Raw genomic sequence first — 12,170 nt, 5'->3', positions numbered from 1 at the left:
GGGGAAGGGGCAGATGACAATTTGCTGATGCTGTGCGCTCTGACCCGACGCAAGCTGAAAAAGCAGGAGGGCGCGACCGGCTATCGCGCCCTCACTATATATATGTGCGAAAGTCGCAGGCCTGGTGATTACACCTCGGATCAATCCTCCGGGGCGTAGCCGTATTCGCTGATCATCGCGGCGCGCACCTGTTCAAAGCTCGCGTTGAGCTGCAGGTTGCCGTCGCCGTTAACGCTCGACAGAGGTCCGTCGACCGGGATCCGGGCGCGGTTGGCTGCGGTCGGGATCCGGTCGGAGAGCGCGACGTTGGCGACCATCTGGCCGTCCGGCCCGGCATGGACGGATAGGATGGAGCCGACGGTCTGCATGTCCTTGGACAGTACCAGCGCACCATCGAGGGGCGATGCCACTAGGGAGGCGCCGTCGATGGCAGGCGGATCGAGGTCAGCGCGGCGCAGGTGCACGGAACTGTCCGGGCGGCTGGCAAGCGCGGCATTGCCCTGACGTGCGTAGGGATTGTTGGTGTCGTCAACCGAGGCGACGGCGACAAGGGGCACAAGGGCAGCAGCAGCCGCGAGGGCTGCGATCTTGCGGGTCATACTCATTGGGGTTGTCTCCATGTGTGGCACTCATGACCTGTCCCGCCTGTCCGGCGAGATCGGGGGCGAGTGCGTTCTGTTGCTCCCTGACAATCTGAACGGTTCAGTTCGAAAGGGCCTACGCGATGACATGGAAGTTTCTTGGCCGTGCTGTGGCCCGCATCGGGCGAAACCGGTGGAGCGCCGAACCAAGGGGATGAAAAAAAAGCAAGTTTCCCGGCCGGGGGACACCCCCGGGCCGGGAAAGAGAGTTGAAGTCGGTCTTTTGGATCAGTCTTGCGGTGCGTAGCCGTACTCGCTGATGATGTCGGCGCGGATGGCGTCGAAATCACCCTTCAGCTGGACGTTGCCATCGGCGTTCACGGTGCCCACGGGCAGGAGCGTGCGGTTCGCCGAGGTGTTGATGCGGCTGGAGGGGGCAACGGAGGCCACCAGGTCGCCGTTTGCGTCTTCGAAGACGGACACGACGGAGCCGACCAGCTGGCGGTCCTGCGAGAGCACCAGGGCGCCGTCGAGAGACGAGTTCGTCAGGGCTGCGCCGCCAAAGGTCTGGGTTTGACGCGTTGCGCTGTCGAATTCTGCGGCGGTGGCAGGTGCCGAGGTGATGGCCGCGTTCGCGTTGTTGGCATAGGGATTGTTGGTGTCGTCAACGGACGCGAAGGCAGCCAGGGGGAGAATGGCGGCGGCGGTTGCGAGGGCGGCGATGTTTTTCAGGGTTTTCATTGTCTTAGTCTCCATTTGGTCGCTGCGACTGTGGTGATGTGAACTGTTTTGTTCAGCAGCGTTGAGGGAGATTTAGGCTCTGCCGGCAGAGAGGAAAACAGCCAGAGGTGAACAGCCTTAAGCGCAAATTTGCACAGTTTGCGGGCTCTTGAAAAACTTTGACCGGGTAACAAGGGGGCGCGATTTGCCTGAAAAACAGGGGGAATCGAGAGTTCGGGGAAGCTTCAGGCGCCCTGTTAAGGAGAAGGGAAATGATATCCAAGCAATCAAAGGGCGTTATTTTTCTCTCTTCGCGGGATTGATTTGGCAATTCTGATCGGCCGAAACGGGTGGAAATCACTTGGTGACAGAGACTCGTGCACGGAAAAGGGGTGCGGATTTCTCCGCACCCCTTGCAGTGACTCGCGTTCTGTCTTGCCGGTCAGGCGCGATCAGCTTTCGGGATCATAGCCATCTTTGGCGATGAAAGTGTTGCGGATCGCGTCGTAGTCGCCGTCCATCACCACGTTGTTGGCTTCATCAACGGTAGAGACGGGCACGAGTGCGGCCGAACCGTTGGTGTCAAGCGTCTGGTCCAAGGCAACCTTGGCCATCAGCTGGCCGTTCGGCTTTTCATAGACGTTTTCGATCGCGCCGATCACCTGCTGGTCTTCACTCAGGACCAGCTTGCCCTTCACGGGGGAGTCAATCAGCTGGGCGTCCGCGAGGAAGGCATCGAATTGCTCCTCGGCGACGGGGATCTCGTCAGGTGCCAGGGAAATGTTCACCTTGGGCTCCTGGAAGTGCTGCTCAGCCTGCTCGCGCGGGCTTTGCTCGATATCGGTGATTGCGGCGGTGTTGGCGAAGGCGGTCATCGGAATAAGAGCTGCAACAGCGGCACCGGTCAGAATTTTCTTAGCAGTAATCATAACTTGCTCCTTCATCATCATCTCATTGTCTTCGGAAACTGAACGTGGCGGTGCAAAGAAAGGTTCCGGAAAAATATTCATGTCGGGCGGAGTTTTCGGCGGCATTGCGCGCGGGAGCATCTGCAGCATGATTTGAAGCTGCCTGGTTTGAGACGGCGGGGGCAGACGGGAAAGATCATCGGGCGCCGTGCGCGTCAGGCCAGGTGGGGCGCTGAAGAATGCTTGGGAAGGGGCGCACGGCACCCGTTGGGCAAAGGGAGCAGTGGGCGCCGTAATGGCCAGCCAAAAAAAAGGCCGGACACAAGGTCCGGCCAAGTCCAACAGGGAGGTATGAAGATGATGCGCGGGTGTGCAGCATCACCGTCAAGCGCTGAAATATGCGCCGGAGTTGAAACGATCAAGCCCCTAATTTCGACAGTTTGAGCAAGTCAGCCATGCGCATGGTGCATGACGCTTGCGCAGTGGGGCGAACCACTCGCGATTCGCGTGTGCCCGCGCGCGGTACGCGGATGGAAAACGGGCCCGGGCGAGGGTGTCGCCGGGCCCGCATGTGAAGGCGCCGAGGGCTCAGATGTCGTCGTCGCGCTCTCTCAGTTCCCGCATGGTGCGGCGGTGCGCGATGATCTCCTCCTGCACGAAATCGCGGAAGGCCGCGACGCGCTTGGAATGGCGGAGTTCTTCGGGGAAGGCGAGGAAAACAGGCACCTCGACCGACTCGATGTCGGGGAAGATGCGCTCGAGACTCGGGAAATCCTCGATCAGATAGTCGGGCAGGACGCCGATGCCCAGGTCATGAACCACGCCCTGCAGCACGCCGAAGTAGTTGTTGACCGTCAGTGTCGACTGTACGTCGTTGGACAGCAGGCGATTGATCAGCGATGCGCCGGCCGAGACCTGAGGGGCAGAGGGGGCCTGGCAGATGACGCGATGCGCGGAGAGATCCTCCAGGCGCTCCGGCCGCCCGCGCTTGGCCAGGTAGTTTTCACTGGCATAACAGCGCATCCGGATCGACATCAGTCGCTTGCGGATCAGGTCGGCCTGCGACGGCTCCTTCATCCGGACGGCCACGTCGGCCTCCCGCATGGGGAGGTCGAGCACGCGTTCCTCGAGCATCAGGTCGATCTTCAGATCGGGATAACGATCGTAGAGTTTCGGCAGGCGGGGGGCCAGCCAGAGCGTGCCGAAACCCACGGCCGTGGTCACGCGCAATTCACCGAAGACCTCTTCCTCGCTGTCGCGAATCCGGGCCGTCGCGGTATCGAGCCGCTTGGCCATCGCGCGGGTGGCATCGAAGAGCAGCTCTCCCTGTTCGGTTAGAATCAACCCACGCGCGTGTCGGTGAAACAGCGTCGTGTTGAGGCTCTCCTCAAGACCGCGGATCTGGCGTGACACGGCCGACTGAGAAAGATGCAGGGCATCCCCCGCATGCGTGAGGCTGCCCGCATCCGCGACGGCGTGAAATATTCTGAGCTTGTCCCAGTCCATACTGCCCATTCGTGACCTTTTGGATGACCATGACGCAACTAAAGGTTCGCACATGACGATGGCCTTTTTGTTAAGCGTGATCAAACCTTGATTTCTCGGCGCCCTCTTAGCCCTGACTTCGGGGGAAGAATAGGAATTTTTTGAAAATAGCTTTCAAAGTTTGCCTGTGATGCCCTACGCTTGCTTTAAATAAAGGCAAGAGGAGGCACGCTATCATGACCGAACCTCGGATCAGCCTGAACGACAGGTTCGACCTGACCAAGTCGCCGGTTCTTCTGAACGGTACCCAGGCGCTGGTACGGCTAATGCTGACCCAGAAAGCCCGAGATACTAAGGCTGGGCTAAATACCGCCGGATACGTCACGGGCTATCGCGGGTCTCCGCTGGGCGCCGTGGACATGCAGATGAACAGGGCCGCGAAAGTCCTCACGGAAGCGGACGTCCTGTTCAAGGAAGGCCTGAACGAAGACCTCGCCGCGACGGCCCTATGGGGCAGCCAGCAGGCGAACCTGAGGGGGGAGGGCCGTTTCGACGGGGTCTTCGGCCTCTGGTACGGCAAGGGGCCCGGCGTCGACCGCTCCGGCGACGTGATGCGCCATGCCAACATGGCGGGCACATCGCCCCATGGCGGCGTGCTGATGGCCATGGGCGACGACCATACCGGCGAGAGCTCTACCGTGCTGCATCAGAGCGAATGGGCGCTGGTGGATGCCTACATGCCCATCGTCAGCCCTGCCGGGGTGCAGGAAATCCTGGACCTGGGGCTCTATGGCTATGCGCTCAGCCGGTTTGCCGGCGTCTGGGTGGGCCTGAAGACGATGAAGGATACTGTCGAGGCCACGGCCGTGGTCGATGGCAATCCCGATCGCGTCCAGATCGTCACACCTGATATAGAATTGCCGGAAGGCGGGCTGAACATCCGCCTGGTCGACAGCCCGCAGGAGCAGGAAGCGCGGATGATCGACTACAAGCGCTTTGCCGCCGAGAGCTTTGCTCGGGCCAACCGGATCGACAAGCGGGTCTGGGGCAAGCCGGGCGCCAAGATCGGTTTCGTTGCCGCCGGCAAGAACTGGCTCGACCTGCAGCATGCGCTCAGCCTGCTGGGTGTCGATGCCGAGGAGGCCGAGCGCCTGGGGATCACCACCTACAAGGTGGCTCAGGTCTGGCCGCTGGACATGCAGAGCTTCCACGACTGGGCCGAGGGGCTCGACCTGATCGTGGTTGTCGAGGAAAAGCGCAAGCTGATCGAGGTGCAGGTCAAGGAGGCGATCTTTGACGACCGTCGCGGGCGTCGCGTCTATGGCTGGCACAAGGGGGGCGGCGCGGGCAATATGCACGGGCCCGAGCTCTTCCAGACCAAGCTTGCGCTGGATCCGGTGATGATCGCCGAGCGGCTGGGTACCATCCTGATCGAGGAGGGGCGCGACACCGACCGGATCCGTGCGGGGCTCGATGCGCTCGGCGAGGTGCGGCGTAACGACAATGTCACCGACATCGCGGCGCGGCTGCCCTATTTCTGCTCGGGCTGTCCGCACAATACCTCGACCAAGGTGCCGGAGGGCAGCCGGGCCTATGCCGGCATCGGCTGTCACTACATGGTGCAATGGATGGACCGCGAGACCACCGGCTTTACCCACATGGGGGCCGAGGGCGCGAACTGGATCGGCGAGGCGCCGTTTTCCAATACGAAGCACGTGTTCCAGAACCTGGGCGACGGCACCTACAACCACTCCGGGGTGCAGGCGATCCGTGCCGCGCTGGCGAGCGGGGTGAACATCACCTACAAGATCCTGTTCAACGATGCGGTGGCCATGACCGGCGGGCAGACGAACGAGGGCGGGCTGACGGCCTATCGCATCGCGCAGGAGCTGCTGGCGATGGGGGTGAAGGAGGTCGCTGCCGTCTACGACGAGAAGGAGGAGCTGGATCTCAGCCTCTTCCCGAAGGCGGTGCAGCTGCACGAACGCGCCGACCTGGACAGCGTTCAGAAGCACATGACAGGGGTCGAGGGCGTCAGCGCGATCATTTATGTCCAGACCTGTGCTGCCGAGAAACGCCGCCGTCGGAAAAAGGGCAAGTTCCCGGATCCGGACAAGCGCGTGTTCATCAATACCGACGTCTGTGAGGGCTGTGGCGATTGCGGCGTGCAGTCGAACTGCGTCTCGATCGTGCCGGTCGAGACCGAGCTGGGCCGCAAGCGTGCCATCGACCAGTCGAGCTGCAACAAGGATTTCAGCTGTCTCAAGGGGTTCTGCCCAAGTTTCGTGACGCTGGAGGGCGCGAAGGTGCGCAAGGATGCCGCCGAGGCGCAGGACCTTGACCTGCCGCATCTGCCGGCGCCGGTTCTGCCCGCAATTGCCGGCACGCACAACATCGTGCTGACCGGCGTGGGCGGCACCGGGATCGTCACCATCGGCGCGGTGCTGGCCCAGGCAGCGCAGATCGACGGCAAGGGCGCCGCGATGATGGAAATGGCCGGCCTCGCTCAGAAGGGCGGCGCCGTGCACATCCACTTGCGCGTGGCCGAGGCGCCCGAGGACATCAGTGCCATCCGCGTCGCCACGGGCGAGGCCGATGCGCTGATCGGTGGTGATCTGGTGGTCTCTGCCGGGTCCAAGACGCTCGGGCTGACCCGCACGGGCAAGACCGGCGCGGTGGTCAACAGCCACGAGATCATCACCGGCGATTTCACCCGCAACACAGAGTTCGCCCTGCCGGCGGACCGGCTGGAGCTGCAGCTGGAGGCACGGCTGAAGGATGGGCTGACGCTCTTTGACTCGAGCGAGCTGGCCAAGGTGACCATGGGCGACAGCATCTATTCCAACATGATGATCTGCGGCGCGGCCTGGCAGAAGGGCCTGATCCCCATCGGCCATGAGGCCATCCTGCAGGCCATCGAGCTGAACGGCCAGGCCATCGAGAACAACAAGCGCGCCTTCGAGATCGGTCGCTGGGCGGCGCTGCATCCGGCAGAGGCCGAAGCGATGCTGAGCCCTAAGGTGGTCGAAAAGCCGAAGAGCCTGGAAGAGAAGATTGCCTATCGCGAGACGCATCTGACCGCCTATCAGAACAGGAAGCTGGCCCGGCAGTACCGCGACATGGTCGACCGGTTCGCCGATCCGGCACTGAAGGAGGCCGTTGCCAAGGGCTATCACAAGGTGCTGGCCTACAAGGACGAATACGAGGTCGCGCGTCTGCTGGCAGATACAAAGAAGAAGGCCCAGGCCGAGTTCGAGGGCGATTTCAAGATGACCTATCACATGGCGCCGCCGGTGGCCGAGAAGATGGGCAAGGACGGCCGTCCGGTGAAACGGACCTTTGGCGAATGGATGGGGATGCCGCTCTCGGTGCTCAGGCACATGAAGATGCTGCGTGGCACCAGGATGGACCCCTTTGGCCGAACCGAGGAGCGCAAGATGGAACGCGCGCTGATCACGCGGTACGAGGGCGACCTGGAGTTGTTGCTGGCCGGTTTCCATCCCGATCAGCAGGAGACCGCCGTGGCGCTGGCCGAACTGCCGCTCTCGATCCGCGGCTTCGGCCCGGTCAAGGCCGCCAACGAGGCCAAGGCCGCCAAGCAGCGCGAGGCCCTTCTGGCGACGCTGAAGGACGGTCCGATGCGGCAGGCAGCCGAGTAACGGGCGGCAGAGCCGGGCGCCCTGTTGCAGGGGCCCCCGGCTGGCAGGTTTTCTCTGTGGCCTGCGGCGGAATACATGTTTCCTTAACACGGAACTGGAACGAATCCGGGTGTCGGCCTATGGAAGCCGCAAAGCTGCAGGAGGCCTGCCGGATTCGCCATGACTGCCAGTATTCTGCCCCAGAACGGCCAGGAGGTTCCGACGCGCAGGCAGGTAGCGCGGGATCTCTCCTATGCCCACGAAGCGGCGACGCGGACCGGCCGCGCGGTGATCCGCACCATGGAAACGATGCTGGGCCGTCCGGCGCTGATCCGCCGTGCCATGGGCTATGACGCAGAGGTCGAAGCCGGGCGCGATTTCTGGTCGGTGATCATGGAGCGCTATGGCCTCAGCCTCGAGGTGACCGGTGGCGCGATGGAGAACATCCCTGCCACCGGGCCTCTGATCATGATCGCGAACCACCCCTACGGCATCCTGGACGGGCTTGTGATGGGCCATATCCTGCAACAACGTCGTGGCGATTTCCGTATCCTGGCCAACCGGGTCTTTCGCAAGGCACGCGACCTCGACCGGGTGATCCTGCCGATCTCCTTCGAGGGCAGCCGCGCCGCGCAGGCGCAGAACATCGAGACCCGGCGAGACGCGCTGCGCTACCTGGGGCAGGGCGGCGCCATCGGGATCTTCCCGGGCGGTACCGTTTCGACCGGGTTGAGGATGTTCTCTCCGCCGATGGACCCGGGCTGGCGCGGGTTCACGGCACGGATGATCGCCAAGAGTGGCGCCACGGTGGTGCCCGTCTTCTTCGAGGGATCAAATTCGCGCATGTTCCAGGTGGCAAGCCATCTGCACGCCACGCTGCGCCTGGGTCTGCTGCTGCACGAGTTCCGGAGCCGGATGGATCTGCCGGTGCGCGCGGTGATCGGCGCGCCCGTCGATCCGGCCGCCCTGCGCGCACGGGCAGGCGATACGAAAGCAATGATGGATTTCCTCCGCAAAGCGACGTATGAGCTATCGCCGAAGCCGTTGAAAACCTATGACTACGGCTTCGAATTCGATACGAAACACCGCGCTCAGGGACGCGCCTGAGCGCCAGCGAGGCACCAGGCACATGGCAGTAGGCATATTTGATTCCGGAATCGGCGGACTTACCGTGCTGGACGCCTGCGCGCGCCGTCTGCCCGATGTGCCCTTCGTCTACTACGGCGACAACGTGAACGCGCCCTACGGCGTGCGCGACGCCGACGATATCTTCGAGCTGACCAAGAAGGGCACGCAACGGCTCTTCGATGCCGGCTGCGACCTTGTGATCCTGGCCTGCAACACCGCCAGCGCCGCCGCCTTGCGCCGCATGCAGGAGAGCTGGGTGCCCACCGACAAGCGGGTGCTGGGGGTATTCGTGCCCCTGATCGAGGCACTGACCGAACGTCAGTGGGGCGACAATTCACCGCCGCGCGAGGTGGCTCTGGAGCACGTGGCCCTCTTTGCGACGCCGGCCACCGTGGCAAGCCGCGCCTTTCAGCGCGAGCTGGCCTTTCGCGCCATCGGAGTAGACGTCGAGGCGCAGGCCTGCGGCGGGGTGGTCGATGCCATCGAGGAGGGCGACATGATCCTGGCCGAGGCGCTGGTGCGCAGCCATGTCGAGGCGCTGAAGCGCAAGATGCCGCGCCCGCAGGCCGCGATCCTGGGCTGCACGCATTATCCGCTGATGGAGGACATCTTCCGCGACGAGCTGGGCGCCGACGTCAAGGTCTTCAGTCAGGCCAACCTGGTGGCCGAGTCGCTGGCCGACTATCTGACCCGTCATCCCGCGATGCGCGGGCCGGGCGAGGTGCCGATGTTCCTGACCACGGGCGATCCGGCGCGGGTGACCACCCATGCAACGCAATTCCTGCGAAGAAAGATCGAGTTTCACGCGGCCTGAACCGCACACACTTGATCCCGCTCATTCAAAGAGCACCGTAGACCACTTAGATTAAGGAACGGCGGAGACTGTTCCGCTTAAAGGGCTGACATGGCAAAACACGACATGGCAAAGCAAATCGCAATCATCGGTGCGTCGGGGTATACCGGCGCAGAGCTGATCCGGCTGATCGCCACCCACCCGGGCATGGAGATTGCCGCGCTGGCGGCCAATTCCAAGGCCGGGCAGAGCATGGCTCAGGTCTATCCGCACCTGCGTCACCTGGGCCTGCCGGACCTCGTGACCGTGGATCAGATCGACTTTGACAAGATCGACCTGGCCTTTTGCGCGCTGCCGCACAAGACCTCGCAGGAGGTCATCCGCAAGCTGCCGAAAACGCTGAAGATCGTCGATCTGTCGGCCGATTTCCGGCTGCGGGACCCTGCGGACTACGAGAAATGGTACGGCAATGCGCATGCCGCGGTCGAGATGCAGGGCGAGGCGGTCTATGGCCTGACCGAGTTCTATCGCGACGAGATCGCAGGGGCCCGTCTGGTGGCCGGGACGGGCTGCAACGCGGCCACCGGACAGTTCACCATCCGGCCCCTGATCGAGGCCGGGGTGATCGACCTCGACGAGATCATCCTCGACATGAAATGCGCTGTCTCCGGTGCCGGCCGGAGCCTTAAGGAAAACCTGCTGCACGCCGAGCTGTCGGAGGGTTACAACGCCTATTCCGTCGGCGGCAAGCACCGGCACCTGGGCGAGTTCGACCAGGAGTTCTCGAAGCTCGCAGGCCGGCCCGTCAAGGTGCAGTTCACCCCGCACCTGATGCCGGCCAACCGTGGGATCCTCTGCACGGCTTACGTGAATGGCGACGCGCAAGCCATTCAAGATGCACTTGAAAAAGCCTATGCGAATGAGCCTTTCGTCGAGGTGCTGCCCTTTGGAGAGACGCCGAGTACGCACCATGTGCGCGGCTCGAACTTCGTTCATATCGGGGTGACGGGAGAGCGGATCGAGGGGCGCGCCATCGTGGTGACGGTGCTCGACAACCTCTGCAAGGGGTCGAGCGGCCAGGCGATCCAGAACGCGAACCTGATGCTGGGGCTGGAAGAGACCGAGGGGCTGATGATGGCTCCGCTGTTTCCGTGATCGGGATAAAAAGTGAGGTGAGGCCATGAGAGGGCTGAAGAAAAAGCGTCGTATCCAGATCATCGCGCTGGCGGCGGCCGCGCTGGTTCTGGCGACCGGCATGGTGGGATACGCCATGCGCGACGGGATCAACTTCTTCCGGTCCCCCAGCCAGCTCATGGCCGAACCGCCCTCGCCGAACGAGACCTTCCGCCTCGGCGGGCTGGTCGAGGATGGTTCTCTGCAGCGCGGCGACGGCGAGGTGATCCGGTTCTCGGTGACCGACGGCGGCGCGAGCGTACCGGTAACCTATCGCGGCATCCTGCCCGATCTCTTTGACGAGGGACAGGGCATGGTCGGCACCGGAAAATACGTCAACGGCACCTTTGAAGCCACTGAAATCCTGGCCAAACATGATGAAACCTACATGCCGAAAGAGGTGATCGACGCGCTCAAGGAACAGGGCGTCTACGAGGATCCCGACGCGGCCGGCAGCGGCAGCTGAGGCCGCGCCCGGCTAGGCGCGCGATGGCTGAAGGCTCGGTTAACCGGGCGCGCCCATCCTGTACGGACATTAATCGTGCAGGAGACGCGACATGTCCATTGAGGTGCGCAAGATCGCAGAAGACATCGTGGCCCGCGAGGGCGGCTATGTGAACGACCCCGACGATCCCGGCGGGGCCACGAAATACGGGGTGACGCTGGCGACGATGCAGCGTCTTGGCCTCGACCTTGATCGCGACGGCACCGTGGATGTGTCCGACGTCAAGGCACTGAGCCGAGAGCAGGCGGTCAGGATCTTCCTTGACCACTATTACCATCGGCCCGGGATCGCGCTGCTGCCCGAGGTGCTGCAGGCTTCCGTCTTCGACATGTACGTCAACGCGGGGGGCAACGCGGTAAAGATCCTGCAGCGGTTGCTAGGCGACATGGGGCAGGCGGTGAGCGTCGATGGCGCCATCGGCCCGCAGACCATTGCCGCTGCCGAGGCCGCCCATGCGCAGGCCCCCGGCCATATTGCCGATGCCTACGGAATCGCGCGGCGCAATTACTATTTCCAGCTGGCCGACCGGCGCGAGGCCAGCCGCAAGTACGTCCGCACCCGCGCGGGCGGCAAGGGCGGCTGGATCCGCCGCGCGGAGGAGTTCATCTCTCCGCGTTTCCACATGGGCTCGGCGGACTTTGATCGGAGGGTCGCGGCATGGGGCTGATCGATACGCTCTTCGGCTTTGCCTTCGGCAATGGCCGTAACCTGATCCGGGACACGGCCGAGGTGTTTCGCCCGAATGCCGAGGCGAGTGCCCAACGAGATCACGAAGCGCTGGCGGCGGCACTCATGCAGCATGCGGCCGAGTTCCGCGAACAGCGCGGTGCCTTCGATCGGCTGATGGACGCGCTGAACCGCCTGCCGCGCCCGGCGATGGCGCTTGGCTCGATCGCGCTCTTTGTGTCGGCGATGGTTGATCCGATCTGGTTCTCCGAGCGCATGCAAGGGCTTGCCCTGGTCCCGGAGGCGCTATGGTGGCTTCTCGGCGCAGTGGTCTCCTTTTACTTCGGGGCGCGTCACCAAGCCAAGGGGCAGGAATTTCGCCGCGAGATTGCCCAGACAATGTCGATGACGCCGCAGGTGGCAGACAACCTGCGCAGCCTGCGATCCCTGAAGGAGGAGGTACCGGATGGGAGCCCGGCGCCGGTCTTCGAGGACCGCTCCGCCGCGCCTCCGCAGCATGGGGCCCTCGACGGCAATCCCGCGCTGGAGGAATGGCGTCGGGCCGGCTGAGCC

11 protein-coding genes are annotated in these 12,170 nt (G+C 63.3%); 7 read left to right on the top strand and 4 right to left on the bottom strand.

The window, feature by feature from the left end:
- Positions 1 to 140: 140 nt before the first annotated feature.
- From AC0WR5_RS11605 to AC0WR5_RS11590, 4 genes are all read right to left on the bottom strand, one after another.
- Positions 141 to 605 carry a hypothetical protein gene (locus AC0WR5_RS11605; protein ID WP_475863281.1) on the bottom strand — a complete coding sequence of 155 codons (465 nt, stop codon included), beginning with the start codon at positions 603 to 605 and terminating at the stop codon, positions 141 to 143.
- A 264-nt stretch (positions 606 to 869) separates the two neighbouring features.
- The gene (locus AC0WR5_RS11600) at positions 870 to 1,322 is read right to left on the bottom strand and encodes a hypothetical protein (RefSeq protein ID WP_475863279.1); all 453 of its coding nucleotides are present in this window, start codon (positions 1,320 to 1,322) and stop codon (positions 870 to 872) included.
- A 431-nt stretch (positions 1,323 to 1,753) separates the two neighbouring features.
- Positions 1,754 to 2,359 carry a hypothetical protein gene (locus AC0WR5_RS11595; protein WP_475863277.1) on the bottom strand — a complete coding sequence of 202 codons (606 nt, stop codon included), beginning with the start codon at positions 2,357 to 2,359 and terminating at the stop codon, positions 1,754 to 1,756.
- A 438-nt stretch (positions 2,360 to 2,797) separates the two neighbouring features.
- Entirely contained in the window at positions 2,798 to 3,715 is a 918-nt protein-coding gene (locus tag AC0WR5_RS11590) for a LysR family transcriptional regulator (RefSeq protein WP_475868990.1), read from the bottom strand.
- Between the two features lie 215 nt (positions 3,716 to 3,930).
- On the opposite strand from AC0WR5_RS11590, the gene AC0WR5_RS11585 reads away from it, so the two are divergent.
- From AC0WR5_RS11585 to AC0WR5_RS11555, 7 genes are all read left to right on the top strand, one after another.
- A complete protein-coding gene (locus tag AC0WR5_RS11585; protein WP_475863275.1) occupies positions 3,931 to 7,353 on the top strand; it encodes an indolepyruvate ferredoxin oxidoreductase family protein in 3,423 nt (1,140 codons plus the stop codon).
- 159 nt (positions 7,354 to 7,512) lie between these two features.
- Complete coding sequence (locus tag AC0WR5_RS11580) at positions 7,513 to 8,439, top strand: lysophospholipid acyltransferase family protein (protein ID WP_475863273.1); 927 nt, start codon at positions 7,513 to 7,515, stop codon at positions 8,437 to 8,439.
- Positions 8,440 to 8,461: 22 nt separating this feature from the next.
- Positions 8,462 to 9,274, top strand: a complete 813-nt coding sequence (locus AC0WR5_RS11575; protein ID WP_475863272.1) for a glutamate racemase — start codon at positions 8,462 to 8,464, stop codon at positions 9,272 to 9,274.
- Between the two features lie 105 nt (positions 9,275 to 9,379).
- Positions 9,380 to 10,408: an N-acetyl-gamma-glutamyl-phosphate reductase gene (gene argC, locus AC0WR5_RS11570; protein WP_475863270.1), complete on the top strand. Its 1,029-nt coding sequence runs from the start codon at positions 9,380 to 9,382 to the stop codon at positions 10,406 to 10,408.
- A 25-nt stretch (positions 10,409 to 10,433) separates the two neighbouring features.
- Positions 10,434 to 10,892, top strand: a complete 459-nt coding sequence (ccmE, locus tag AC0WR5_RS11565) for a cytochrome c maturation protein CcmE (protein ID WP_475863269.1) — start codon at positions 10,434 to 10,436, stop codon at positions 10,890 to 10,892.
- A 91-nt stretch (positions 10,893 to 10,983) separates the two neighbouring features.
- Entirely contained in the window at positions 10,984 to 11,598 is a 615-nt protein-coding gene (locus AC0WR5_RS11560) for a holin-associated N-acetylmuramidase (RefSeq protein ID WP_475863267.1), read from the top strand.
- Complete coding sequence (locus AC0WR5_RS11555; RefSeq protein ID WP_475863265.1) at positions 11,589 to 12,167, top strand: holin family protein; 579 nt, start codon at positions 11,589 to 11,591, stop codon at positions 12,165 to 12,167. The genes AC0WR5_RS11560 and AC0WR5_RS11555 overlap by 10 nt, the downstream gene beginning before the upstream one ends.
- The last annotated feature ends 3 nt before the right edge of the window (positions 12,168 to 12,170 follow it).

This window comes from Pseudooceanicola sp. DL12 (assembly GCF_056270665.1).
This window is presented reverse-complemented; position numbering and strand designations above follow the sequence as displayed.

What these genes read in the sequence shown, in the direction of transcription:
- AC0WR5_RS11605 (WP_475863281.1), bottom strand. Translation starts at nt 605, where the DNA reads ATGAGTATGACCCGCAAGATCGCAGCCCTCGCGGCTGCTGCTGCCCTT.
- AC0WR5_RS11600 (WP_475863279.1), bottom strand. Translation starts at nt 1,322, where the DNA reads ATGAAAACCCTGAAAAACATCGCCGCCCTCGCAACCGCCGCCGCCATT.
- AC0WR5_RS11595 (WP_475863277.1), bottom strand. Translation starts at nt 2,359, where the DNA reads ATGCTGCAGATGCTCCCGCGCGCAATGCCGCCGAAAACTCCGCCCGAC.
- AC0WR5_RS11590 (WP_475868990.1), bottom strand. Translation starts at nt 3,715, where the DNA reads ATGGACTGGGACAAGCTCAGAATATTTCACGCCGTCGCGGATGCGGGC.
- AC0WR5_RS11585 (WP_475863275.1), top strand. Translation starts at nt 3,931, where the DNA reads ATGACCGAACCTCGGATCAGCCTGAACGACAGGTTCGACCTGACCAAG.
- AC0WR5_RS11580 (WP_475863273.1), top strand. Translation starts at nt 7,513, where the DNA reads ATGACTGCCAGTATTCTGCCCCAGAACGGCCAGGAGGTTCCGACGCGC.
- AC0WR5_RS11575 (WP_475863272.1), top strand. Translation starts at nt 8,462, where the DNA reads ATGGCAGTAGGCATATTTGATTCCGGAATCGGCGGACTTACCGTGCTG.
- argC (WP_475863270.1), top strand. Translation starts at nt 9,380, where the DNA reads ATGGCAAAGCAAATCGCAATCATCGGTGCGTCGGGGTATACCGGCGCA.
- ccmE (WP_475863269.1), top strand. Translation starts at nt 10,434, where the DNA reads ATGAGAGGGCTGAAGAAAAAGCGTCGTATCCAGATCATCGCGCTGGCG.
- AC0WR5_RS11560 (WP_475863267.1), top strand. Translation starts at nt 10,984, where the DNA reads ATGTCCATTGAGGTGCGCAAGATCGCAGAAGACATCGTGGCCCGCGAG.
- AC0WR5_RS11555 (WP_475863265.1), top strand. Translation starts at nt 11,589, where the DNA reads ATGGGGCTGATCGATACGCTCTTCGGCTTTGCCTTCGGCAATGGCCGT.